The organism is Paraburkholderia polaris (assembly GCF_012927345.1).
GTDB lineage: Bacteria > Pseudomonadota > Gammaproteobacteria > Burkholderiales > Burkholderiaceae > Paraburkholderia > Paraburkholderia polaris.
Genome location: NZ_JABBGJ010000015.1, coordinates 138,601 through 162,960 on the forward strand (window position 1 = coordinate 138,601; position 24,360 = coordinate 162,960).

Here is a 24,360-nt window from a genome sequence, read left to right on the forward strand (position 1 = left end):
ATTCTCCCGTTCCGCTTACGTGCGATGCCCCATCACCAGCAGCAATAACGACAGGGTCACGACCGACCCGACCGTCGACAGCAAAATCGTGCGCGAGGTGATGTGCGCCTCGCGGCGGTAGAACTCGGCCAGCATGAATGGGCCGGTACCGGTGGGCAACGCGGCCAGCACGACAGCCATCTCGACCAGCGTGGATGAGAGCCCGAACACGCGCGCCGCGAGCCACCAGGTCAGCGCCGGCTGCGCCAGCAGCTTGACGCCAGTCAGCAGCAGCGAGATGCCGCGCGAGCCCGCCTCGGACGGGCGCTTTTCCGCGAGGAACAAGCCAAGACTCACCAACGCGCATGGACTGGCGGCACCGCTCAGCAGCTTCAGAAATGTCTCCGCGCTTTGCGGCAACGCGACGTGGGTGCTTGCGAACAGTACGCCCGCAATCGGCGACACGATCAACGGATTGCGCGCCAGCGAGCCCAGCACTTTCAGACCCAGCTTGTGCGGCGTGCGTTCGGTCTGCAAGCCGACTTCGATCAGCACGATTGCAACCGCAAAAAGCACACACGCGACGAGGATCGTGGCGATCGTGGTTGGCGTCAGGCTGGCTGAGCCGAACGCGATCATGCCAAGCGGAAAGCCGATATAGCCGGTGTTCGGATACGACGCCGCAGTCGCGTCGACGCTCGCGTCGGCCAGCTGCCGGCCACTCAGCATGCGCATGGCGAGAATCAGCAGAAACACGCTGATGCACCCGATCGAAAACGCCGCGACGAAGGCCGGCTGATAGAGCTGCTGCCACGTGGCATGCGCCATCGTGTCGAACAGCAGCGCCGGCAGCGCCAGCCAGACCACGAAGCGATTCAGCTCGGACGCGGAGTTCGGTCCAAGCACGCCGCGCCGGCGACAAGCAAAGCCCGCGAAAATCAGGCCGAACACGGGAAGCAGAATCTCGAGAGTAGCTAACATCGGTGCAAAGGGCGTGGGCGGAGAGCGGGATGCGTGGCTGGTGCGGTTTCTCGAGCTGGCGTGAGGGGCTGCTTCATGAGTTCGCCAGACGGTCCGTAGCATTCGGAGGGTCTGCCGGATCGGGTGGATAGCGCATGGCGTCCTGCTTGAGGCGCCGTCGGCACCAGAACGTCCAGACCGTTAAACCGGCATAGACGCCGTAACGCAGCACCTCGGAGGCCAGCGCCGAGTGCGGATCGTTCGGCCACCGCCAGATGATCAGGGTGCGCAAGAGGTTCTCGCCGGTCATGCCCAGGCCCCATACGAGCGTCATCAACCGGATATAGGCGGCGAGCACGGGGCGTTCGCGCCAATGTTTTTCGTAGCTTTCGACGCTGCGGTGATCTTCGCGCGCCCTCGTCGAACGGCCGAGGTAAAACACCAGCGGCCGCGGAAAGGCCAGCGAGACGAGGAACGACACGCCGATCATCCCCGAGACCATTGGATCTTCTAGCGCCCGCATGTGCGAATCGCCGCCCGCTGCCATCGCGATCAGCGAGAGCATGATACCGACCAGCACGATTGCGCTGAGCGCATCGAAATGGCGGTGGCGTAACAGGTCCCAGCTCATCCACGCGATCAAGGGAAGCGCCGAGGCAACCAGCGCGCCAAGATGGCCGTAGTGCGGGAACGCGAACCGGTAGGCGAGCCAGGGAAAGGCGACGTTCACGAGCAATGCGGAGAGGTAACGCAAGCGGGCTTTCATGGACGGAGCGGCGATAATCGTGGCAATGAAGCGCGAGTCGCGCACGCCGGTTTTCGCCGTGCGCATCGCGCCGACGTGGCTGCGCGTGCGTATCCAGGGAGTGTAGGGCGAAGCCCCTTCGCATGCCAACGTTCGCAGTGCGGCGCGAGCGCCGCCTGGATTTTGGCAGTGAACCTGGCGCGCAAAAAATCTGCGATCATCCCAGGCACTCTTCAACGCTCCTTATCCCAAAGCGTCCACGCCAACCACCAGCCCGCCTATGTCCACCCGCCCCACGCTCCTCACCACCGACCGTCTGATCATGCGTCCGCACACGCGCGACGATTTCCTCGAGAGCTATGCGATGTGGTCCGATCCCGAAGTGATTCGCTATATCGGCGGCAAGCCGTTCACGCGTGAAGAAGTGTGGGCGCGCCTGCTGCGCTACGCCGGGCATTGGGCGATGCTGGGATACGGCTACTGGGTGGTGCGGGAAAAGGACAGCGGCCGGTTCCTGGGTGAAGTCGGCTTTGCCGACTACCACCGCGAGATCGAGCCTTCTTTGATGAACACACCTGAAATCGGCTGGGCACTCGACCCCGCCGTTCACAACCGCGGCTACGCGACTGAAGCCGTGCGCGCCGCACTCACGTGGGCCGATGCGTATTGGCCTGACGACGACACTGCCTGCATCATCGCGCCGGAGAACCAGCCGTCACTGCGCGTCGCACACAAGTGCGGTTACCGTGAGCATCTTCGCACGTCGTACAAAGGCAAGCCGACCATCGTGCTGCGGCGACCGGCAGGCGCAGGCGTTGCCTGAGTTGTCGCGCGGCACCTCGCCTGAAGTTTCGTCAGTCTCTGAAGCTTCGGAATCGACAAGCCGGCGCACGCCGGCCACCTGGCCGGTATGCAACCGCAACCGGCCCGCGAATCAGCTGCCTTATTGACCGCCTTCGCTCGCCGCCGTCCGCTGTCGCGCGATCAGGTCCACCAGCCGTTCAACCTGTTTGCCCTGTGCATCAAAGTTGCCGGCATCGAGCCAGCGTGCATAGCTCGGACGCAGCGCGGGCCATTCGCTGTCGATGATCGAAAACCACGCGGTATCGCGATTGCGTTCGCGATACACGATCGCCTGCCGGAAGATCCCTTCGAACGTAAAGCCATAACGCAACGCCGCCGCGCGCGACGGTCCATTCAGCGAATCGCACTTCCATTCGAAGCGGCGATAGCCGAGGTCGTCGAACACATGGGTCATCAGCAGGGACATCGCTTCGGTGGCAATGCGCGTGCGCTTCAGACGCGGCGAATAGGTGACGTGCCCGACTTCGATCACGCCGTTCGCGCGGTCGATGCGCATCAGCGCGAGCGTGCCGACTGCCAGGCCGGTCGCCAGATCGATCACCGCGTAGTGCAGCGGATCAGGGGATGCGGCCATGCGCGTCAGATGCTCACGATACGCGGCAAGGCTCTCGAACGGACCGACATTCAGATAGGTCCAGTCGCGGCCATCGGGCGCCGAGCTGTAGGCCTCGTACAGGTCCGCCGCGTGGCGTTCGACGTCCACCGGCTCGATCCGGCAATAGCTGCCCACCAGCGGCGCGCGGCCGGGCGCCTGGGCGCCTTTCCAGTCCGGCACGGGCGCGCCGATCGGCTGCTCGAAAACGTTACGCCTGGGTTCCATGTCTGCTCCTGTAGATAGCGGGTGATCGTTGCTTATGGAGAACGATACGGCAAACGTGGTATGTTAAAAAGATCCAGCAGAACAGCATTTGATAGGTCCAGCCGAGATGATCGAGATCATTGGCCCGCTCGCCAACCCGGCCACCGGGACCACCGCCGGTAGCGGCGAAAAGGCGGCATCGCTGCAAAAACAGCTGATCGAGCGTTTGCAGCAGGCCATCCTCGCGGGGCGTTTGCCGGCAGGGTCGTTGCTGCCGTCGTCGCGCTTGCTGGCGGCGGAGATGGGGGTGTCGCGCAATACCGTGGTGATCGCGTACGAACATCTTGCCGCGGTCGGCTATGTAGTGGCCGACAAAAAGGGCACGCGTGTGAGTCCACTCTCCAGTCCTTCTGCACGCGGTGAACCGCAGACTCTGTCGGCCGCGCCGGAGGTCGCCTACGCGGCGCGCGTCGAGCAATTCGCGGCGACGCGTACCCACGCCGACAACACTCTGCCGCTGACACCGGGCACGCCCGCGCTGGATCGCTTTCCACTGGCCGCCTGGCGGCGCGCGCTCGAACGTTCGATGGAACGCGCGTTGCCGCTCGCGCTCGGCTACGGCAACCCGGCGGGCGAACCGGCGCTGCGCGACGCGATCGCCGCGCATTTGCGGATGGCGCGCGGCGTGCGCTGCGAGGGTTCGCAAGTGGTCATCACCGAAGGCGCGCAGGAAGCGCTGAACCTGTGCGTGCGGCTGTTCACCAATCCGGGCGACACCGCGTGGGTGGAAGATCCGGGTTATCGCGGCGCCAAGGCCGCTTTCAATCTCGGCGATCTGACCATGCTGCCGATGCCGGTCGATCCCGAAGGCATCGCGGTGCCGCCCGACGCGTGGCGCACGCATCCTCCCAAGCTGATCTACACGTCGCCCGCGCATCAGTATCCGACCGGTGCGGTGTTGTCGGTGGCGCGCCGGCTGGAGCTGATCGCGCAGGCGCGCCGCTGCGGCGCCTGGCTGATCGAAGACGACTACGACGGCGAATTCCGCCATACCGGCGAGCCGATTGCCAGCATGCAAGGGCTGGTCGAGGACGCGCCGGTTTTGTACGTCGGCTCGTTCAGCAAGACGATGTTTCCGGCGCTGCGCATCGGTTTTGTGGTGCTGCCGCGCGCGATCGCCGCGCACACGGCTGTGGCGTTGCAGGAGATGCTGCGCGGCGGACATCGTCTGGAGCAACTGGCGCTGGCGCATTTCATCGACAGCGGCGAATTCGGGCGGCATCTGGGCCGCATGCGGCGGTTGTATCGGGAGCGCCAGCAGGCGCTGCGCGATGCGCTCACCGCGCATTTCGCGCCGTCGCAGATTCTGGGCGGCAATTGCGGCATGCATCTGACGCTTCGCTTGCCGCCGTCCATTTCCGACCGGACCCTCGCCGAACGCGCGCTCGCCGAGCGGCTCAATCCGCGTGCGCTATCGGGTTTTGCGTTGCAGCAACGCGAGGAAACGAACGGGTTGGTGATCGGCTATGGCAGCACGCCAGCCGGGCAATTGGCGCTGGCTGTCCGCGTACTGGCCGAGCTGGTGCGCAAGTCGGGCAGCGGCCCGGGCAGCGAGTCGACAAGCGGGCCGACCAGCGAGCCGATAAGCGGGTCAACGAGAGCGGTAACGAGCGGGCCCGCAAGCGGGGCAAAGACCGAAGCCACAAGCGGGTCGACATCCCGGCGCGCCGTGTAAGTTTTTACGTTTGTCCGCGCAGCCCATGTCGCGTTATCGTGTCGTTTATGCGCGGCGATTTCGAAGTGCGCGACGTCGACGAATCGCCCGCAGGTCATGCCTGGCGCACCGCGTGCAATATCGTCTGGCATGCGGCGCTCGCCTGCCGGGCCGCTATGGGGCTCGGGCATGAAGAATGCCTTTGTTGTGGTTATCTAATGACGACTATCTGACCGGAGACGACATGAAGGAAATCGAACCGACCGCTTGGTTTGAGCTTGCCGCCCACACACCCGTCCGTGAAGGCTGGTACGAGGTGCAGCTGACGAGCGGCGACACGGCATTTGCGAAATATGGCGACGGGATATGGAGCGAGAAACCGTTGCTGGTGTTCACGCACTGGCGCGGCCTTTCTTCCGACCCTTCGAAAGCTGCCGACGGCGAGGCAGAATCGATCGGCGCCGAAGCCACCGCGGCTCAGGGCGTTCGCGCCGCTTGGAACGCGTTTTTCCCAGGACTCGGTGAAGAACAGCACAAGCCGCTGGATGCCGTGCCCAACGGCAAAGCCCCGCATTGATTGACGGAATGCCTGGGCGGCGGCTTACCGGCCGCCGCCTGATGGCCTCTGTATTCATCACCGACCGGGATCGAGACGCGAGCCGCGAAGGCTTGAAAAATCGGCTGTAGTCGACTGCGGTTTAACGGTTGCGTCCGGCCACGACCGTATCCTCTTCGGTTCCCAGTAGCCATTCCCTGCGGTCACTTCCGCTTCAGTGCTTCGGACGCCATTCGGCCGATGTCTGTATCGATGTCCGGCGCCTCGCCCGTTTCCAGAATCCACGCCGCGGACAAACCCGACCACGCGAGAATCCACTGCAGCAAACGGCGTCTGTCGAGTCCGGCGATTTGCGCCACGCGTTCGACGCGACGCCCAAACCGTCCTGGCACCAGCGCGGATGCCTGATCCGGATTGCAAAAGATGTTCGCATAATCGAAACCGCGTTCGCCATACAGGCCTTTCGGGTCGATCGCCAGCCAGCCACGCGCGCCGAAATCGAGCACGTTGCCATGATGAATATCGCCATGCAGCACGACCGGGTCTTGCGGCGCGGCGAGCAGTACTCGTGCTGCGACGGCACTCTCGGCAAGCCAGCCGCCACATTGTTCCGCCGCGGGCCAGAGACTCTGGAACCAGCGCGGCAAGCCGATCAGCTCGGGCAGCGGTTTGTTTCGCGGTGCGTGGAGTCGCGCCGCGGCGGCGCAGAGGATGTCGATGGCGTGGTTGTCCGCTTCGTCGTCGCCCATGCGGACTTGGTCCGCTAACGCGTGATTGCTTTGGGCGCGCTCCAGCAGCAGGGCGTCGGCATCATGCGCGAGCACGCGGGCCGCGCCGTCGCCGGCCCACCACACCATCAACTGCGCACCAAATTTCTCTTCGGGTTCCTGCGCAACTTTCAGCATCGCGGCGACGCCATGCTGGCGCACCGGCAGCAGGCGGCTGCTATGCGTGCGAATCGGCTCACCGTCCGGCAGCAAGTCCCATTTGACGATGTAATCGGCGAACATCGCGCTTCAGGCTGCGAGCGCGGCTGCTTGGACCGCCGCAGCGAGGGCGATGGCCGGTGTGGTCAGCGGTTTCGCTTCACCCGTGACCAACAAGGCCGCGCCGGCCATCGATGTCTGCGCAAACGCGACAACGTCCGCACCGTTTTCGTAGGCCGCCTCCGCAGCGGCGGCGATCGCCGACAGATAGCCCGCCGTGTCGCCTGCTCTGAAACGCTCCCACGCGCCACTCACCAACTGAACCTCGACATCCGCGGCGGTACGCGTGGCGGCTTGCGCGAACACGCTGGTGGTCGGGCCGAGTGTGGTGGATACGGTGCATAGCACGATAACCTTGCCGCCATTTTCCACCGCGCGCTTAGCCAACGCGGCATCGGCCCGCAAAACGGGTACCGGCGCGGCTTGCGCGGTTAGGGCGTCGTTCACTGACGGGCCGAGCGTCGAACAGTTGAGCAAAACGGCGTGTGCGTTGTCCTTCAGCGTGAGGAGCACCTCGCGGGTTTGCGCCGCGATCGCGTCGGTCAAGCCGCCGGCCTGTTCAGCGGCGGCGAGCAGGTCGGCGCGGACCACGTGCGTCAACTCGAGTGCTTCGAATCCGGCGGCGCGGGCGGCCGCATCGAACAGGGCGATATTGCTGTCAGCGGTATGCAAGCAGACGATGCGCACGGTTTCTCCAACGGGTTGATCGTTTTGCATTCTCGCCTGGATCGTCTGGAGATGGGGCACGTCTGTCGTGTTGCGTCGGCCGTGTGAAAAACCATGGACGATCGAGTGATGGCGCGAGGCGCAGGGCCACCGGCAATTCAGCTTCGCGAGGCTCGGAGCGAGCGCATTGCGGCACGTCGACGCGTCGTTCATGACGGGCCGCCTCACGCGTTTTGCGCGTCCCCGCTACAATCTGCCAGATCCATTTGACGCGGAAGAGCACGTATGAAAGTCACCCGGGAACCCGTCGCATTGTCGCGGGCCACGCAGTTGCTGAATCACGGACCCGTCACGATCATTACCAGCGCGCACGGCGGCCGCTCGAACGTGATGGCCGCATCGTGGGCGATGCCGCTCGATTTCACCCCGCCGAAGGTCGTGGTGGTGGTGGACAGCCGCACGCTCACGCGGCAACTGATCGAAGCGAGCGGCGTGTTCGGGCTGCAACTGCCGAGCCGCGGATTTGCCGCGCAGACACTGGCAGTGGGCTCGAGCGCGGGCGCCGAACTCGACAAGTTCTCCGCCTTCGACCTCGAAACCTTCCCCGCACAAGAAATCGATGTGCCGATGCTGGCGGGCTGCATCACGTGGATGGAATGCAAGGTGATTCCGGACGATAGCCAGCGGCACGATCTGATCATTGGCGAAGTGGTCGCCGCCTACGCGGACAGCCGCGTGTATTCGAACAACCGCTGGCATTTCGGCGATGATCCCGATCTGCGCACGTGCCATTACGTGGCGGGCGGGACGTTCTTCGCCACGGGCGACGCGTTTGAAGTCGAGCCGGTGGCGAGCGGGACAGCGGGTTGATCGGTCAGCGGCGGCGCGCGCACGCCGCGCGCTATTTCTGCCGCTGAGGGCTGCGCAACCGGTTCTTGCTGCAGATAAACAAGGCGCGCATCACTGATTACCTGGCTATGTTTCTGTCCGGGGACAAGCGTGTCTTACTTATTGCCATCGGCAAATGCCGTGAGTGCATCGCCTGCCAGCCGGTAGCGAACCCATTCGCTTTGCGCGCTCGCGCCGATCGATTCATAGAAACCGATTGCCGGCTCGTTCCAGTCGAGCACGCTCCATTCGAAGCGCCCACAGCCTGTTTCGCATGCAATTTGTGCGAGGTGGCGAAGCATCTGTTTGCCCGCGCCACTGCCACGCGATTTCGGCGATATGTACAGGTCTTCCAGATAAAGCCCCTGTTTACCGAGCCACGTCGAATAAGAGAAAAAGTAAACGCAGAAGCCGATCGGCTCACCGTTCATTTCGCAGATCAAAGCCTTCGCCGTGGACGTGGCGGAGAACAGGCTCGTTTCGATATCTTCAACACTCGCGACAACTTCGTGTTCCGCTTTCTCATACACCGCGAGTTCGGTGATGAAGCGGAGAATCAACGCGGCGTCGGATGCGTGGGCGGGGCGGATGTGGATGGTCAAGGTGAGGTGCTCGGTCGGTCAGTTGGATGATGGATCGAAGTTTAACGAAGATGCGTCAGCTTCGGATCAAACATCCATCGTATCGTCTTTCGAGATTGCGATTGACGCGTCCCCGCAAAATCGTTTACTGTCGATCCATGGACTTCCACTCGATTCCCTTCGCTGCCGTCACCACCACGACGACCACCTTCACAGGCGGGTCGTCTGGAGGTTGCGCACGCTAGAAGCAGGAAGCTGTGGCAAACCACCAAAGGCCCCGCCGGAAACGGACGGGGCCTTTGGCGTTTCTGGACCTCCGTTTGCGGCATCGATCTGCCGTATCTGCAACATCAAACCAAACGGAGTGTCATCGATGAACGACATCGACCATCGTGTACTGGGCAACAAACTCGACCTCTTCCATCAACAGGAAGAAGGCGCCGGCATGGTTTTCTGGCACCCACGCGGCTGGGAACTGTATCGCGCGCTGGAAGACTACATTCGCGCCCGCATGCGGCGCGCAGGCTTTCGCGAGATCCGCACGCCGCAATTGCTGGCGCGCTCGTTGTGGGAGAAAAGCGGCCATTGGGAGAAGTTCGGTGCGGCAATGTATTCACTAGCCGACGCGGAAGAAGGACGCGCACTGTGTTTAAAGCCGATGAGTTGTCCGTGTCACGTGCAGGTGTTCAGCCAGCGCGTGCGGTCGTATCGCGAGTTACCGGTTCGTTATAGCGAGTTCGGCGCGTGTCATCGTGACGAACCTTCGGGGTCGCTTGAAGGGCTCAAGCGGACGCGTGCATTCGTGCAGGACGATGCGCATGTGTTCTGCACGGAGGCGCATATCGAAGCCGAAGTCGGCCGCTTCTGTTCGCTTTTGCGGGCTGTCTATGCTGACCTCGGTTTCCCCGATTTCAAAGTAGCGCTAGCCACGCGACCCGCGATGCGCGCGGGCAACGATCAAACGTGGGATCGCGCGGAAGAGGCGCTGGCCAATGCAGCGCGTGCGGCGGCCCTCGAATTCGACGTACTCGAAGGAGAGGGCGCTTTTTATGGGCCGAAATTGGAGTTCCATCTGACGGACAGCCGTGAACGCAGCTGGCAATGCGGCACGATTCAGCTCGATTTCGTGCTGCCCGAGCGGCTCGACGCAGAGTACGTCAACGAGCGCAACGAACGCGAGCGGCCGGTGATGATTCATCACGCCGTGCTCGGCAGCATGGAGCGTTTCATCGCGATGCTGCTCGAACACCACGAAGGATGGCTGCCGGTGTGGCTCGCGCCCGAGCAGGTCGTGGTCGCGACGATCAGCGACGCGAATACGGCCTACGCGCAAGAAGTGATGCAGGCGCTTGACGACGCTGGCATAAGAGCGCTGCTCGACGGCCGACCGGAGCGGCTGGAAAAGAAGATCGTCGACGCACGCGAAAAGCAGGTGCCGATTTTCGCTGCGGTGGGTTCGCGCGATGAGCGCGACCGGACGATTAGCATTCGCATGCGCGATGGAAGTCAGTCGACGCTTGCGCTCGCGGAGGGTGTCGAGCATCTGCGGCTGGCTGCGCTGCCGCCTCCATTGCGATCCGGATTTTAGTGCTGCGAGGACGCCGTACCGCTTCGGCCGTTGCGTTCGAGTGCGTTCGCCCGTACTTGATCGCGAGATCCGCCGGGCGAGCTAAACGTCAGCTTGTAGACCAGTGGCGAACCTGCTTTCGCGGTCGGGCGGTTCCGCAGCGCGCAGCACATGGGCGGGGCCTACTTAGCCGGTTTGCATTTGCGTCCTGCGCGAACCATACTCGTTCTGTCGGCAATCTTCCGAGCGAACTTCGATGAACCGTAACGATTCTGAAGGCACCGAGCAGGAGCACGCGCATGCCGACGCTCACGACCACCACGGTAGTGCGTTGTCAGAGATGGATTTGCGGGTGCGTGCGCTGGAATCCCTGCTGATAGAGAAGGGGTACGTCGATCCTCGTGCCCTGGATATCCTGATCGAGACATACGAGCATAAGGTCGGGCCGCACAATGGGGCACGGGTGGTCGCGAAGGCATGGTGCGACCCGGCATACAGGCAATGGCTGCTGGACGACGCTACCGCCGCGATTGCCTCGCTCGGCCACACCGGCAGGCAGGGCGAACACATGGTGGTGCTGGAGAACACGCCCGCCGTGCACAACATGGTGGTCTGCACGCTGTGTTCGTGCTACCCCTGGCCGGTGCTTGGGCTTCCGCCGATCTGGTACAAGTCGGCGCCGTACCGGTCGCGCGCGGTCATCGATCCGCGTGGTGTGTTGAAGGAGTTCGGCTTCGAATTGGCTGCCGAAGTGGAGTTTCGCGTGTGGGACTCCACCGCAGAGGTTCGTTATCTGGTGTTGCCCATGCAGCCATCCGGAACCAGTGGCTTCTCGGAGGAGGCGCTGGCTGAACTGGTAACACGTGACTCGATGATCGGCACAGGATTGCCGAGGACACCGGAATCGAAACGGGAGCCCGCATGAACGGTGCACAAGATCTCGGCGGCATGCAGGCATTCGGCCCGATACGGGCGGAAGCCGACGTCTCGCTCTTTCACGCAGACTGGGAGCGCCGGGTGCTGGCGATCACGCTGGCGATGGGCGCAGTCGGCAAGTGGAACATCGACATGTCTCGTGCCGCACGGGAGAGCTTGCCGCCTGCGCAATACCTCTCCAGCGGCTACTACCAGATCTGGTTCGAAGGACTAAAAAAGCTGCTGCTGAGTACGGGACTGGCAACGGCGGAGGAAATCGCGACCGGCGAATCGAGAAATGCGACGGCGCCGGTCCCTCGCGTGTTGATGGCCAGCGAGGTGCCCGCCGCGCTGCTCCGGGGCAGCCCCGTCGATCGCCCCGCGGCCGCCGCTGCACGCTTTAAGGTCGGTGACAGGGTGCAGACCCGTCAACTGAACCCATCCACGCATACCCGTCTGCCGCGCTACTGCCGCGGCAGATGGGGGCACATTATCGCCGTGCACGGCGCGCACGTTTTTCCCGATGCCAACGCGGTTGGGCTCGGCGAACAACCGCAATGGCTCTATACGGTGCGCTTCGATGCTTCCGAACTCTGGGGAACGGATACGACAGCGGCATCGGTCTGTGTCGATTGCTGGGAGTCGTATCTCGACTACCCGAACGCCGGGCCTGCCTGACATGACTTCCGCCCGACCGAATTTGCCTGAACTGCGTGCCGCCTTGCCGACGTTGCCTTGCGACGACGCTGGCCCCGTTTTCAGTGCGCCGTGGGAAGCCCAGGCGTTTGCCATGACCGTGGCCTTGCACAAGCGCGGCATGTTCACCTGGGCCGAATGGGCAGAATGTCTGAATCAGGCAATCTGTGATGCGCAGGCCGCTGGCGACCCGGACCGTGGCAACACTTACTACAGCCACTGGCTGACGGCACTGGAGCGCATCAGCACCATCAAGGGACTGGTGACAGACGACATGCTCCGGCAGCGTCGCAATGCATGGGACGTCGCTGCACGCCATACCCCGCATGGACAGCCGATTGAGCTTGGATGACAGTGTCCCTCGCAGTCGGCCATTTATAGCCATTGCCCTGGAACTGGCCGTTCACGTCACTCCAGCTGCAATGGCCGGAGAGGACCGCGTTCGGGCGGATCGAACAGACGCTCTCGACCCGCGTGGCCCCAAAAATAGGCGCCGAGCGCTCCCATGCCGTGCGGACAGCATCTGATTATTCCTATTTATGAGACCGCTATTTGCTTGAATGGCGGCTGACGGCACATGCTGCATCCCCGACAATACGTATCACGACGGGCCGTAGCTCTGGCTGGTGCGTCAGTCAGAACGATGACGAATATCTGGCGAAAAAGGCGAACGGGCAACTTCACTGCGGGTGTTGAGCGCCCGTGTCAGGTTTTCATGGTCCTTGCCGGATACACCGTCGAGGGACCGGAATTTCATAACGCTTCAGGAGAGTTTGTGGATTTCGAACATCGTGGCTTTCGGGTGACTGCCGAAGCTGTGGCGGATGAGCTTGGCGTTCAGTGGGTATGCCACGCCCTTATCGAACGTACCGACGGTGACGTGAAGAAAGGCGCGCCCGCAGGCATCGAACTAACTATTCCGAGGGCAAAGATTGACCCTTTGATGGCGATCAGCGCACTTGAGCACAAATCCCGGGCCGCCATCGATGATTGGCACGAAAGAGGGCAAGCATAGGGGCCGGCCGGTCTTCATACCCTGTAAGGGGCTCCGGCCCGCGATAGCGGTAATTGAGGAGAAACTGACTCTGTTTTCATGTTGAAGAGCGCGGCAATCCGCCTTGTCATTCAGCGGGAGCAGAGTCATGACTTACAACCTTCAGGACTATCAGTCCGCTAAAGCACAGCAGACCCGGACGAAGGCTGCAGGAGCCGCCGTGACACGTAATCTCGCGAGTTACGCCACGTCTGCAAACAATCTGCCCCAACTCGCGAGTGGCTTCGTATCCACCCCCAACATTCTTAAAGCCTTCCAAACCACGGTTGCCACCGTGTCATAAGCGGGAATATCCGTAGCCATCTCAAACGCCCGCACCAGATGCGCCGCATGCAGGTTCGTGCAGAACGTCGTCACCGCATCGGGCCTCGCAAACGCAGCCTCACGCATCATGATCGCCAACTGCGTATCCGGCACCTCGGCAAAACTGAAATTGTCCTGCAAGCCGAGGTGCCGTTCCGCCACGCATTCGATGCCGAGCTTCTCGTAGTTGCGCACGATCCGTTGCTGAACATCGTCGATATAGGGCGACACCAAACCCAACCGCCGCACCCCCGTTTTAACGAAGATTTCGTTGAGCGCCAGCACCGAGGTCGTTGCAGGAATACCGGTCGCCTCGGTGATCTGGCGGCACAACGCTTGATCGCGCTCGAAGCCGAGCCAACCGGCCGACGTGCCGCTCCAGCCGATCACGTCGACCCGTGCATCGGCCAGGTGACGCGCCGCTGCCAGAATCTGGCTCGCGTCGAACTGACCGAGCGCCTGCTCCGATAACGCGATCTGCGTGACCGTGAAGCGCGCAAAGTGTGCGCTGACGTGCGGCAGTTCGCTGAGCATCGCCGAGGTCATCGGTTCTAACGCCGTGTTCGACGAAGGCGTGAGAATGCCGAGCCGGATTCTTCTGTGTTGCATCGCGGCGTGTCCCTTCAGTGCTTGCGTGCGTGAGTGGTTTAGTCGGCGAGCAGTTGCTTCACGCCCTCGGCCGCTTCATAGCGAAGCTGTTCGAGATCGAGGCCCGGAATTACGCCGTTATCCACCACCACGCGGCCGTTCACCACGTTGTAGCGAACGCGAGCCGGTTCGCCCGCCGTCACCGGCGCCACCGCCACATCATGGAAGCCGTTAAAGCGCAGATCGCTGATGTCATACAGCACGAAATCCGCTGCCTTGCCGACTTCAAGCGTGCCGACCGCATCGAGTCCAAGCACGCCTGCGCCGCCGGCACTGCCCCAATGAATCGTCTCTTCGACGGTGGTCGCCGATGCACCTTGCGCCGCGCGATGCACTAACCACGCGAAGTGCGCTTCATTGGTCATGCTGCCCGATTCGTTCGAGGCGACGCCATCTACTGCCAACGACATCGGCACGCCCGCCGCCGCCATCTGCGGGGCCGGCGCAATGCCGCTACCGAGGCGCGCATTGCTCACCGGACAGTGCGAGCAGCCGCTGCCGGTTTCCGCGAGCATCGCGATCTCGCTCGGCTGCAGATGCACGAGGTGGGCGAACCAGACGTCCGGCCCGAGCCATTCGTGATCGGCGACGAACTCGACCGGCAGTTTGTTGAAGCGCTCTTTGCAGAAGTCGACGTAGCGGGTCGTTTCGGAAAGGTGCGTGTGCAACCTTAAGCCCATGCGACGCGCCGCGCGAGCGACTTCAGGCAGCAGTTCCGGCGGCAGCGAAAACGTCGGCGTAGTCGGTGCGACGACGACGCGACGCATCGAAGCGTCGCCCGCATCGTGATAGCGCGACTTGAGGCGTTCGATGTCCGCGAGCATCTGATCGAGCGTCTCGGGTTTCAACGCTACTTTGGAAAACCCCGGATGATCGCCCGCGGCCTGCAATGCGCCGCCACGGCACAGCACGAAACGCATGCCGAACGAAGCCGCTTCGTCGAATAGCAGATCGCCGGTTTCGGTGGTGCCGTCCGCGTGATAGAGGTAATGGTGATCGGCACAGGTCGTCACACCGGACAACAACAACTCGGCAAGACCCAAACGTGCCGCGACACGTGCGAGGCCCGGCGTAAAGCGTGCGAGTCGCGGATAGGGAACGGCGGCTAGCCAATCCTGTAGATCGGCGTTGATGCCGGACGGCACTGCCTTCAGCAGGTTCTGGAACAGGTGGTGATGCGTATTCACCCAACCCGGATAAACGACGCATGAACGCGCGTCGATCACGCGCTCGTCTGCGCGCGGTTCGAGGTTAGGCGCGATGGCCTCGATACGGCCGTTGCGAATCCGCAGATCGACCTGACCCAGGCGCGCGTTATCGCCACTTCGGCCGCTCATTACCGCGACAGGGTTCTTGATCAGCAACGCTTCAGTTTGCATGCTCACGATTCAATGTCCTTTCAGTTACTGCGAAGCGGCCGTCGGTCCAGGGGGGGGCGACGGCCGCGCTCGTCTTACCGCGTTCGCTGCTTATAAGGCCGCCTATTCGCGCACCAGGTTGTGCGTCTCGACGATCTTCTCCTCCTCATGCGCGCCATTCAACACCGCGTTCAACACCACCGATACCAGACACGCCAGCACCACGCCGCTATGCAGGAACGGCTGCGTCCAATCGGGCATATGCTTGAAGACTTGCGGCGCCATCACCGGAATCAACGCGGTGGCGATAGTAAAGCCGACAATCAGTACGTTGTAGCGATTGCGCTCGAAGTCCACCTTCGCCAGCGTTTGAATACCGGCTGCAACCACCACGCCGAACATCGCGATGCCTGCGCCGCCGAGGGCCGCGGCGGGCGTCGATGCGACCACTGCGCCGATCTTCGGCACCAGCGCCACCACGCACATCAGCGCGCCGCTGATCGCCACCACCCAGCGGCTGCGCACGCCGGTCAGGATCACGAGGCCGACGTTCTCCATGAAGGCGATGAACGGGAACGCCGCGAACATGCCGGCAATCGCGCTCGCAAGACCATTCGCACGCATGCCGCGCACCACGTCTTCCTCACTGACGTCCTTGTCGACGATGCCACCGATGGCGACGAACAGTCCCATCGATTCGACCATCTGCACCACCATCACGACGATCATCGTCAGCACCGGCACTAGCGAAAACACCGGCGTGCCGAAGTGAAACGGCATCGGCATCGTGAACCACGGTGCGGCGCTCACGCTCGTGAAGTTGCCCATGCCGAGCGAACACGCCAGAATGCCGCCCGCGACCAAACCGATCAGCACCGAGAGATTGCGCAGGAACGGGCCAGCAAAGCGGTTGATCGCGAGAATCACCACAGCGACGAACAGCGTGACGCTCAGGAAGGGCAACCCGCCGAACTGCTGCTGCGCGGCCTCGCCACCGCCGGCCCATTGATACGCAACCGGGAACAGTTGCAAACCGATCACGGTTACGATGCAGCCGGTCACCACAGGTGGGAAGAACCTTCGTAAGCGTCCCACTAATGGCGCCGCGAACATCGTGAAGAGACCCGCGCCAATCACCGCGCCGCACACGCCGGCGAAGCCGACACCCGGACTCAGGCCGATCGCGATGACCGGTCCGACGCTGCTGAAGGCGACGCCTTGCAGAATTGGCAGACGCACGCCGAACTTCCAGAAGCCGACGGTCTGCAAGATCGTCGAGATGCCTGAGCAAAACAGGGCGGTGCTGATGAGCACGGTCGTGTCGGCCGGCGACATCTTCAGTGCCGACGCGACGATCAATGGAACAGCAATCGCGCCGATATAAGCCACTAGCATGTGCTGCAAACCGAGCGTGATCATCTGACGCTTCGGCAGAATCCGATCGACGGGATGTATGGCGGTGTTCATGACGTGTCTCCTATGTCGAGCGGAGTTGGCGCTTTAGCGCTTACTCCGGTCCCATGCAGATGGCTGCATTATCGTTTTCGATCGGAGCGCGCCGCACGGCCTGGCCGTGCAGCATCACTTCGCGCGCCGACCGGATCTCCCGTCAGGCCGCAACCGGCACGGCAAGACAGGCATGGAAGCGGTCGGTCAGCGCGGCGCGATCGAGATCGCGTCCGATGAATACAATGCGGCACGAGCGCGGTTCACTGCCCCACACTTGTGCCGCGCGCAGTTCGATGACGTTGTGCACCCCTTGCAGCACATAGCGGTGCGACTGGCCCTGCACCGCGAGAATGCCTTTCATACGGAACAGCTTGGCGGCATCGGACTCGCGCAGTTCGGTGAGCCACGCTTGCAGCGCGTCGAGATCGATGTCTGAATCGACTTCGATCCCAACCGAAGACACGCTTTCGTCGTGTTGGTGGTCGGCGTGATCGTCGTGGTCGTCGTCATGATGGGCGTGTTCATGATCGTCGTGCGCTTCGTGCTCGTCGTGGTCCTCGTGCTCGCGGGCGTGTGAATGCTCTTCTTCATGGAGGCCGTCGGTCTCGACCAGAATCTGCGAGAACTCATTTGCACCGACGCCGAGAATCTTGTCGAGGTCGATCTGGGCGTAGCTCGATTCGACGATTTCCGCTGTGGCATTCAACCCGCGAATGCGCTGCGTCAGCGAAACGATATCTTCTGCAGTCACCAGATCCACCTTGTTGATCACGATACGGTCCGCGCAAACAATCTGATCGACCGCCTGATTGTCGCTGCCGTCGAGCACCAGATCGTCCAGATGCGCGGCGATATGCTTCGCATCCACCATCGTGACGACGGCATCCAGCGTCACCTGTTTCGCGATCGGATCGTCGAGGAAGAAAGTCTGTGCGACCGGGTAGGGATCCGCGAGCCCACTCGTTTCGACGATGATGTGATCGAGCCGATCCGGCCTTTCCACCAGCATGCGCACGATCCGCACCAGGTCTTCGCGCACCGCGCCGACGCAGCACACGCAACCATTGGTCATCTCGTAGATCTCTTCGGTCGATTCGAGCACCAGGCCACCGTCGATGCCGATTTCGCCGAACTCGTTTTCGATCACCGCGATTTTGCGTCCATGCTTCTCGCGCAGAATGTAGTTGAGCAGCGTCGTCTTGCCGGCGCCGAGAAAGCCGGTCAGCACCGTGACGGGGATTTTCTCGATTTCGTTGTGGGTGGTGTGAATGTGATTCATGGCTCGTCTCCGTTTCTTCGTTCGTACTGCGGTTCGTGCGGTTCGGCTATCAGGCGATATGCGGTGCTTGTGCTTCTACTTCAGCTTCTGTTTCTTTCTCGCGCCAGCGTTTGACGGTGCCCGCTTCGAGACCGAACAGGTCGAGCACGCGGCCTAGCGTGTGGTCGATCATCTGGTCGAGTGAAACAGGGCGCGCGTAAAACGCCGGAACAGGTGGCGCGACGATCGCGCCCATTTCAGTGACTGCGATCATGTTGCGCAGATGTGCCAGCGTGTAAGGGGTTTCACGCGCCAGCAGCACCAGAGGGCGGCGCTCTTTCAACGTGACGTCGGCGGCGCGCGAGATCAGGCTCGACGACATGCCGCTGGCAATTTCGGCAAGCGTCTTCATCGAACAGGGCGCGACGATCATGCCCAGCGAGCGGAACGAGCCGCTGGAAATCGCCGCGGCCATGTCGTCGCAACGGTAGGTGAAGCTGGCGAGGGCGCTGACTTCGGCGAACTTGTAGTCGGTTTCGTGCGTCATCGTCAGCAGCGCGCTGCGCGAGACGGTCAGATGCGTTTCGATGTCGAGTTCACGCAGCAGTTGCAGCAAGCGCACGCCATATGTGAAACCGGACGCGCCGCTGATGCCGACTACGAGTCGCCGCGGGGTCATCGCTGTGCTCCGGCTGTGGTGCGGTTAAGAATCTCAACCGCTTGTTGCGCAGCGCGCTCGCTGATCTTCGCGCGAATGCCGTCGAAGTGTGAACCGCGTGTCGCGTCGATACCCATCCGCGACGTGGTGCCTGCAGCAGACGATGAAGGATCGAGCGGACTGCCCGGCAAACCGTCGACGATAAACACGTCCTGATGCGGCTGGAAATGCGTGGCGATGGCCCACAGCACTTGCGAATCGCTGGTGATGTCGATATCGCTATCCACCGCTACGACGTTCTTAAGATACGGGTCCCAGCCGAGCAACGCGAGCATGATCTGGCGTGCTTCGCCGTCGCGTGTCTGATTCAATGCGACGTAGCAATGGAAGTGCGTGCCCGAGTTCGGATAGTGCAGCGCGGTGACGGAAGGAAAGCGCGCCTTCAGCTTCTCGCTCATTTCTGCTTCGCGCGGCAAGCGAGCCAGCGTCAGGTGCTCGGCGTACGGACCGCCGACTACATCGACGAGCCATGCATCATTACGCCGCATCAACGTGTCGACGCGCAGCACGTTGTTGGTCGAGCGATCCGACGAATAGCCGGTGAATTCGCCGAACGGGCCTTCTTCTGCGTGCGCGTGCGGATCGATCGTGCCTTCAAGGACGAACTCAGCGGAAGCGGGAACGCCGATTCCGTAACGAGGCGTACGCACCAATTCCAGCGGCGCGCCGAACAATCCGCCTGCAATCGCCCGTTCATCCGTGCCGAAGGGCACGCGCGCCGCGGCGGCCAGCATGAACAGCGGATGCGCACCGATCACCATCGCGACTTTCAACGTGTCGCCGCGCGCTTGAGCGGTTTGCAGCATGCGCCAGAGGTGGCCGCGCGAATGCAGGCTGGTTGCCAGCGCATTGCGGGCGTGCCGCATTGAACGGTGATAGCTGAGGTTCGCGACGCCCGTCACCGGGTCCTCGGCGACAATTACAGCGTTGGTGATGTACGGACCACGATCGGTATCGAAGTGGCGGATCATCGGCAGTTGCGCGAGATCGACGGCGTCGCCTTCGAGAACCTGGTCGAGAACTGGGCCGGTCGGAACGAAAACCGGAGCGACGGGGGCGTTCGCACGTTGCTGGTAAGCGTCGAATAGGCCCGACGCGTCGACGTCGAACAAACGTCCAATGCGCGTACGTGAAGCAAAGAAGTTGGTAACCAGTGGTGTCGCAATGCCGTCGACCTTTTCGCAGATCAGCATCTGATGCTGACCCCGTGCTGCCAATTCGGCGACCACGGCGGTGACATCCTGATCGGCAGCCAAAGGTTGCTTGATCGTCAATACATCATCGGGAAACTGCTCGCGATACGCCTGCGCGAAGCGATGAAAATCCTGCGTGGCGCGGAAGAGGTTATCCGCCATAGTGAACTCCGTCGAAAGCGATAACGAAAGCGGACTGTCGGGAGAGGCAGGCGCGGCATCAACCCTTAGCCGCGCCTGCCGTACAGCAAGCGCTAAACGCGTTAAGCAGGCTGGGTTACGTCATTCACATAAGTCGCCTTCAAACGCTTTTCCGCTTCGGCCAGATCTTTCGGCGGCTTGGTCGGCTCGATGCCGACCAGACGGGCGATGTTGTTGCCCATATAGTCTTCGAGACCGTCTTCATCCAGATCCATGCCTTGCGGCGCCGGACCGCACAGCATTTCCAGTTCGCGCAGCCACATACCCGGCTCATTCGGCGGCGAGTCGGTGCCGAACACGATCTTGTTGCGCGGCAACTCGCGAGCAAATTCGACGATGCGCGACTGATAGCACCAGCCCGATTCGCAATACACGTTCGGTGTATCCATCGCCATCCAGAACGATTCGAACGAGTAGTTGCCGCCCGTTTGAATCCCGAAGTGACCGATGATGAAATTCACCATCGGGAATTCGCGGATGATCGGATAGAACTGCGTCGGAATCGTGTACGGTCCGTCGCCCGTGTGAATCAGCACCACCACGCCGAGTTCGGCACATTTCTTCATCGCCGGACGCAACCAGTCGAGTGCGCGATCCGGGCGATAGCCGTGCATGTTCGCGTGCAGCTTGAGCATCTTGAAGCCGTACTCCTTCACGTGGAATTCGAGTTCGGCGGCGCCGTTCTCCGGACCCCAACGCGGGTTGTACGTGAAGTTGCCGATAAAGCGATCCGGGTACTTCTGCGTAAGCTCGGCGATATACGCCATGTAATCGCGAATGCCTTCACGGCCGCGGCGATTGCCGTCGCGATAGCCGGTGTTGCCCGGCGGCGGTTGAATAAAGCCCATGTCGATACGGCGCGGCTTGCCGTTGATGATGTACGGACCGTCCATCATCTTCAGCAGGCGTTCGCCGGTGAACGGCTCGCCGGTGTGGCGCCACGCTTCGTCGACGAGATTGGTCGGATGCAGATGGGTATCGATGATCATCAGCGGGCTCCTGCGTAGGCTGCTTGAGTTGCATTCGCGGCGTGTTTCTGCGACGCGCCGGCGTGTTGTTTCAGATAGGCTTGCGCTTCTTCGACGCTTCTCGGCGGCGCGCTCGGCTCGATGCCGATCATGCGGGCGAGGTTGTTGCCGAGGTAATCCTCGAGCGTGTCTTCGTCGAGATTCAGACCTTGCGGCGGCTCGTGGCACAACACTTCGAGCAAACGCAGCCACATGCCGGGCTCGTTTGGCGGCGTGTCCGAACCGTAGAGAATCTTGTGCGTCGGCAGTACCTTGGCAAATTCGACGATCCGCGATTGCAGGCACCAGCTCGATTCGCAATACACGTTCGGCGTATCGAGCGCCATCTGATAAGGCTCGAAGCAATACACACCACCCGTCTGCACACCGAAGTGCGCCATGATGAAATTCACCGACGGGAATTCGCGGATTAGCGGATACCACTCGCTCGGGATGCTGTACGGTCCGTCGCCGGTGTGCAGCTTCACGAGCAGGCCGAGGTCCGCGCATTTACGCAGAGCAGGACGCAGCCAGTCGAGTGCGCGGTCGGGACGATACGCATGCATGTTGGCCTGCAACTGCACCATCTTGAAGCCGTGTTCCTTCGCGTAGAACTCGATCGCTTCGGCGCCGTTCTCCGGACCGCAACGCGGGTTGTAGACGAAGCAACCGATCAGACGGTCCGGATACTTCTGCGTCATTTCGACGGTGTACGCCATGTAGTCGTCGATCGACTCGCGCCCCGAGCGGTTGCCGTCGGTCCACGTATAGATAGTGTTGCCTTGCGGCGGTTGAATGAATGCCTTGTCGATGCGGCGCGGCTTGCCGTTGATGATGTACGGGCCGTCCATCGTTGCGATCAGACGCTCGCCGGTGAATGGCTCGCCGTCGTGGCGCCACGCGAGGTCGACCAGATTGGTCGGGTAACAGCTAGTGTCGATGATCATGTACTCGATCTCCTTGAGAGGAACTGGTGTATCCAGTTGCCGGATCGCGGGCAGGCACATCGATGGAACGGAGCCCAGACGGGCTTGCCCATGCGGCCCTTTGCAAGACGCAGTACTAACGCGCCTTCCCCTCGCCGGCATCGAGTGTCACACTGATGTGCACTGCTGCTTGCGATGCAGTCTCACGCGTTAAAAACGCTCTGTACAATATTTTTTAACCACGATCTTGATACGTTTGCGATATGGACATTCGGCTGTTGCGTTACTTCGCGGTACTTGCCGACGAACTGCATTTCGGCCGGGCAGCCGCACGGCTGCACATTTCGCAGCCACCTCTCAGTCAGCAGATTCGCATCCTCGAAGAGGAGATGGGCACCGCGTTGTTCATGCGTTCGCAGCACCGTGTCGAACTCACTGATGCAGGGAAAACACTTAAGGAACAGGTGCCGCTGATCTTCGCGCAGTTCGAGCGCGCGATCGATCTGACGCGTTGTGCGGGACGTGGCGAAGTGGGAAGTCTCGAGATCGGCATCATTAGCTCGGCGATGGTCGATCCGATTCCGCGCGCACTCAGGGTATTTGCGGAGAAACATCCGCAAGTGCAGTGGACGTTGCACGAGATGACGCCCGCTGCGCAGATCCTCGCGCTCAAGGAGCGGCGGTTGGATGTGTGCTTCTTCCGGGTGTCGCATGAGGACCCGGAGATTCGCAGCGAAGTCGTGATGCGCGAATCGGCAGTGGTGGCGCTGCCGTTAGGGCATCGGCTTGCCGCGCGTGGGGAGATCGCGTTGCGTGAGTTGGAGACCGAGCGTTTTGTGTCGTTCGGTTTGCGGCAGTCGCAGCTTGCGCGCTTTCTGCAGGACTGTTGCGTCGAGGCAGGGTTTACACCGCAGATCGAGCAGGAGGTGGTCGAGGTGCATACGCTGCTGTGTCTGGTGCGTGAAGGGCTGGGCGTGGCGTTGCTGCCTTCGTCGGCGCGGCAACTGTCGACGGGAGGCGTCGCGTTCGTGCAGGTGGCATCGCCGCGTCCGGAGGTGTCGCTGCATGCGCGCTATCGTGCTGAGGAGCCGTCGCCGGTGGTGTCGCTGTTTCTCGATACGGTGCGCGAGGTGGCCGCTAGCGTGAGTGGGGACGAGAAGGGTGGCGAGCGGTAACGCTCACGTACTGGCCGTTTGCGTGGCGCGCGAGATTGGGCGTCGATCCGAAGGGTGGCGAGCGGTAACGCTAGCGCGCTGACCGTTTGCGCGATGCGCGAGAGTAAGCATGGACGCGAAGGGTGGTGAATGCAGACGCTAAGGCGCGCCGACCGTCTGCGCGACCAGTTCTCGAATCACTTCGATCAGCGGAGCCACTTGCGCCGCTTTTTCCCGAGGCCACACCGCGTACAAGTTGTAATGCGTCGGAATCTCTACTTGCGTGAGTTCGACCAGGCGCCCCTCGCGCCGCGCGTCGGCAGCGAGCAGGCCGCGCGCCAAACCCGCGCCCACGCCTGCGCTCGCGGCTGAAATCAACCCGGCGGCGTTGTCAAACACCGCCACGGCGTCTGGTTCGATTGCGGGCAGGCCAGCCGCGCTGAGCCACGGAATCCACGAGCGCTTCGTGTAGCCGAGCAGCGGTAATTCGAGCACCTGTTCAGGCGTGAGCGGCAGGCTCAGTTCGCGCGCCGCAAGAAGCGCGGGCGAACCCACGGCAGTCAACCGATCGCCGCAGATGAGCGCGTTCTCGAAGCCGTCCCATTCTCCATACCCATACCGCAACGCAATATCCACCCGCTCGAACGCGCTGCGGTCATGGCGCGGTGTGGACAGCACGGTCAACGACGTGCCGGTCAGCGCATCGAGCAAAGCAGGCAAGCGCGCCACCAGCCAGCTCTGGGCGAGTTCGGGATCGACGTCGAGCGTGATCGACTGCTTGACCGTGCGCTCTTTCACCGACGACAACGCGCGATCAATCTGCTCGAAGCCATCCGCCAGCTGATTCGCGAACAGCACGCCCGCATCCGTCAACACCACGCCGCCGCCTTCGCGCACGAACAACGGCTGCCCGACGAACTCTTCGAGCGTGCGGATCTGCTGGCTGATCGCGCTATGCGTGAGCGACAGCTGGCGCGCCGCGCTCGAAAAGCTGCCGACGCGTGCCGCTTGCAGGAAAGCCTGCATCGACTGGATCGAAGGGTAGCGCTTCAACATAGGTGTTAGCCGGACTTACGGGTGATGGAAGAAATCGTCGCTGGCGTTGTGCTTAACGGCTTTCAATAATGGCCGCAAGCACGCGGCCTTTGTGGCATGCACCACACGCCGCGCTGCAC

At 62.2% G+C, this 24,360-nt stretch carries 26 protein-coding genes; 10 read left to right on the top strand and 16 right to left on the bottom strand.

What is annotated here, in order from left to right; genetic code table 11:
• Nucleotides 1–15 precede the first annotated feature (15 nt).
• Both HHL24_RS15870 and HHL24_RS15875 read right to left on the bottom strand, forming a co-directional pair.
• Nucleotides 16–960, bottom strand: a complete 945-nt coding sequence (locus tag HHL24_RS15870; protein ID WP_169486403.1) for an AEC family transporter — start codon at nucleotides 958–960, stop codon at nucleotides 16–18.
• A 73-nt stretch (nucleotides 961–1,033) separates the two neighbouring features.
• Nucleotides 1,034–1,771 (bottom strand): VC0807 family protein, encoded by a 738-nt coding sequence (locus HHL24_RS15875; RefSeq protein ID WP_329606672.1) that lies wholly within the window; start codon nucleotides 1,769–1,771, stop codon nucleotides 1,034–1,036.
• 193 nt (nucleotides 1,772–1,964) lie between these two features.
• Between HHL24_RS15875 and HHL24_RS15880 the strand changes: the two genes are divergently transcribed.
• Nucleotides 1,965–2,507 carry a GNAT family N-acetyltransferase gene (locus tag HHL24_RS15880; RefSeq protein WP_169486404.1) on the top strand — a complete coding sequence of 181 codons (543 nt, stop codon included), beginning with the start codon at nucleotides 1,965–1,967 and terminating at the stop codon, nucleotides 2,505–2,507.
• A 120-nt stretch (nucleotides 2,508–2,627) separates the two neighbouring features.
• Here HHL24_RS15880 and HHL24_RS15885 read toward each other — a convergent pair whose 3' ends face one another.
• Nucleotides 2,628–3,368 carry a GNAT family N-acetyltransferase gene (locus tag HHL24_RS15885; RefSeq protein WP_169486405.1) on the bottom strand — a complete coding sequence of 247 codons (741 nt, stop codon included), beginning with the start codon at nucleotides 3,366–3,368 and terminating at the stop codon, nucleotides 2,628–2,630.
• 106 nt (nucleotides 3,369–3,474) lie between these two features.
• Here HHL24_RS15885 and pdxR point away from each other — a divergent pair, with 106 nt between their 5' ends.
• Nucleotides 3,475–5,082: a MocR-like pyridoxine biosynthesis transcription factor PdxR gene (pdxR, locus tag HHL24_RS15890; RefSeq protein ID WP_169486406.1), complete on the top strand. Its 1,608-nt coding sequence runs from the start codon at nucleotides 3,475–3,477 to the stop codon at nucleotides 5,080–5,082.
• 223 nt (nucleotides 5,083–5,305) lie between these two features.
• Nucleotides 5,306–5,638 carry a hypothetical protein gene (locus tag HHL24_RS15895; RefSeq protein WP_169486407.1) on the top strand — a complete coding sequence of 111 codons (333 nt, stop codon included), beginning with the start codon at nucleotides 5,306–5,308 and terminating at the stop codon, nucleotides 5,636–5,638.
• Between the two features lie 182 nt (nucleotides 5,639–5,820).
• Here the strand turns inward: HHL24_RS15895 and HHL24_RS15900 are convergent, their stop codons facing one another.
• A complete protein-coding gene (locus HHL24_RS15900; protein WP_169486408.1) occupies nucleotides 5,821–6,627 on the bottom strand; it encodes an aminoglycoside phosphotransferase family protein in 807 nt (268 codons plus the stop codon).
• A gap of 6 nt (nucleotides 6,628–6,633) precedes the next feature.
• Nucleotides 6,634–7,482, bottom strand: coding sequence for an aspartate/glutamate racemase family protein (locus HHL24_RS15905; protein ID WP_230417482.1), 849 nt, complete (start codon nucleotides 7,480–7,482; stop codon nucleotides 6,634–6,636).
• Between the two features lie 72 nt (nucleotides 7,483–7,554).
• Here HHL24_RS15905 and HHL24_RS15910 point away from each other — a divergent pair, with 72 nt between their 5' ends.
• On the top strand, nucleotides 7,555–8,139 hold the full coding sequence (locus HHL24_RS15910; protein ID WP_169486409.1) for a flavin reductase family protein: 585 nt from the start codon (nucleotides 7,555–7,557) through the stop codon (nucleotides 8,137–8,139).
• Between the two features lie 134 nt (nucleotides 8,140–8,273).
• Here HHL24_RS15910 and HHL24_RS15915 read toward each other — a convergent pair whose 3' ends face one another.
• Nucleotides 8,274–8,759: a GNAT family N-acetyltransferase gene (locus tag HHL24_RS15915; RefSeq protein ID WP_169486410.1), complete on the bottom strand. Its 486-nt coding sequence runs from the start codon at nucleotides 8,757–8,759 to the stop codon at nucleotides 8,274–8,276.
• A 189-nt stretch (nucleotides 8,760–8,948) separates the two neighbouring features.
• Nucleotides 8,949–9,122 (bottom strand): hypothetical protein, encoded by a 174-nt coding sequence (locus HHL24_RS15920; RefSeq protein ID WP_169486411.1) that lies wholly within the window; start codon nucleotides 9,120–9,122, stop codon nucleotides 8,949–8,951.
• On the opposite strand from HHL24_RS15920, the gene thrS reads away from it, so the two are divergent.
• The 5 genes from thrS to HHL24_RS15945 all read left to right on the top strand — a co-directional run bounded on the left by thrS (nucleotide 9,112) and on the right by HHL24_RS15945 (nucleotide 12,931).
• A complete protein-coding gene (thrS, locus tag HHL24_RS15925) occupies nucleotides 9,112–10,326 on the top strand; it encodes a threonine--tRNA ligase (RefSeq protein ID WP_169486412.1) in 1,215 nt (404 codons plus the stop codon). The two genes, HHL24_RS15920 and thrS, sit on opposite strands and share 11 nt — an antisense overlap.
• Before the next feature lie 235 nt (nucleotides 10,327–10,561).
• Nucleotides 10,562–11,230: a nitrile hydratase subunit alpha gene (nthA, locus tag HHL24_RS15930; RefSeq protein WP_169486413.1), complete on the top strand. Its 669-nt coding sequence runs from the start codon at nucleotides 10,562–10,564 to the stop codon at nucleotides 11,228–11,230.
• On the top strand, nucleotides 11,227–11,898 hold the full coding sequence (gene nthB, locus HHL24_RS15935) for a nitrile hydratase subunit beta (RefSeq protein ID WP_169486414.1): 672 nt from the start codon (nucleotides 11,227–11,229) through the stop codon (nucleotides 11,896–11,898). Before nthA ends, nthB begins: the two co-directional genes overlap by 4 nt.
• 1 nt (nucleotide 11,899) lies before the next feature.
• Nucleotides 11,900–12,268 (top strand): nitrile hydratase accessory protein, encoded by a 369-nt coding sequence (locus HHL24_RS15940; protein WP_169486415.1) that lies wholly within the window; start codon nucleotides 11,900–11,902, stop codon nucleotides 12,266–12,268.
• A 291-nt stretch (nucleotides 12,269–12,559) separates the two neighbouring features.
• Entirely contained in the window at nucleotides 12,560–12,931 is a 372-nt protein-coding gene (locus HHL24_RS15945) for a hypothetical protein (protein ID WP_169486416.1), read from the top strand.
• Nucleotides 12,932–13,150: 219 nt separating this feature from the next.
• Here HHL24_RS15945 and HHL24_RS15950 read toward each other — a convergent pair whose 3' ends face one another.
• The 8 genes from HHL24_RS15950 to HHL24_RS15985 all read right to left on the bottom strand — a co-directional run bounded on the left by HHL24_RS15950 (nucleotide 13,151) and on the right by HHL24_RS15985 (nucleotide 22,052).
• The gene (locus HHL24_RS15950) at nucleotides 13,151–13,882 is read right to left on the bottom strand and encodes a maleate cis-trans isomerase family protein (protein ID WP_169486417.1); all 732 of its coding nucleotides are present in this window, start codon (nucleotides 13,880–13,882) and stop codon (nucleotides 13,151–13,153) included.
• A gap of 38 nt (nucleotides 13,883–13,920) precedes the next feature.
• Entirely contained in the window at nucleotides 13,921–15,300 is a 1,380-nt protein-coding gene (locus tag HHL24_RS15955; protein ID WP_206002882.1) for an amidohydrolase family protein, read from the bottom strand.
• Nucleotides 15,301–15,402: 102 nt separating this feature from the next.
• Entirely contained in the window at nucleotides 15,403–16,746 is a 1,344-nt protein-coding gene (locus HHL24_RS15960; RefSeq protein ID WP_169486419.1) for a nucleobase:cation symporter-2 family protein, read from the bottom strand.
• A 142-nt stretch (nucleotides 16,747–16,888) separates the two neighbouring features.
• Nucleotides 16,889–18,007: a CobW family GTP-binding protein gene (locus HHL24_RS15965; RefSeq protein ID WP_169486420.1), complete on the bottom strand. Its 1,119-nt coding sequence runs from the start codon at nucleotides 18,005–18,007 to the stop codon at nucleotides 16,889–16,891.
• Between the two features lie 49 nt (nucleotides 18,008–18,056).
• The gene (locus HHL24_RS15970) at nucleotides 18,057–18,665 is read right to left on the bottom strand and encodes a UbiX family flavin prenyltransferase (RefSeq protein WP_169486421.1); all 609 of its coding nucleotides are present in this window, start codon (nucleotides 18,663–18,665) and stop codon (nucleotides 18,057–18,059) included.
• Nucleotides 18,662–20,059, bottom strand: a complete 1,398-nt coding sequence (locus HHL24_RS15975; RefSeq protein ID WP_169486422.1) for a UbiD family decarboxylase — start codon at nucleotides 20,057–20,059, stop codon at nucleotides 18,662–18,664. The genes HHL24_RS15970 and HHL24_RS15975 overlap by 4 nt, the downstream gene beginning before the upstream one ends.
• A 101-nt stretch (nucleotides 20,060–20,160) precedes the next feature.
• A complete protein-coding gene (locus HHL24_RS15980) occupies nucleotides 20,161–21,087 on the bottom strand; it encodes an amidohydrolase family protein (RefSeq protein WP_074289307.1) in 927 nt (308 codons plus the stop codon).
• A complete protein-coding gene (locus HHL24_RS15985; RefSeq protein WP_169486423.1) occupies nucleotides 21,087–22,052 on the bottom strand; it encodes an amidohydrolase family protein in 966 nt (321 codons plus the stop codon). The genes HHL24_RS15980 and HHL24_RS15985 overlap by 1 nt, the downstream gene beginning before the upstream one ends.
• Before the next feature lie 242 nt (nucleotides 22,053–22,294).
• Between HHL24_RS15985 and HHL24_RS15990 the strand changes: the two genes are divergently transcribed.
• A complete protein-coding gene (locus tag HHL24_RS15990; RefSeq protein ID WP_169486424.1) occupies nucleotides 22,295–23,206 on the top strand; it encodes a LysR substrate-binding domain-containing protein in 912 nt (303 codons plus the stop codon).
• 138 nt (nucleotides 23,207–23,344) lie between these two features.
• On the opposite strand, the gene HHL24_RS15995 is transcribed toward HHL24_RS15990, so the two are convergent.
• Complete coding sequence (locus HHL24_RS15995; RefSeq protein WP_169486425.1) at nucleotides 23,345–24,241, bottom strand: LysR substrate-binding domain-containing protein; 897 nt, start codon at nucleotides 24,239–24,241, stop codon at nucleotides 23,345–23,347.
• Between the last annotated feature and the right edge of the window lie 119 nt (nucleotides 24,242–24,360).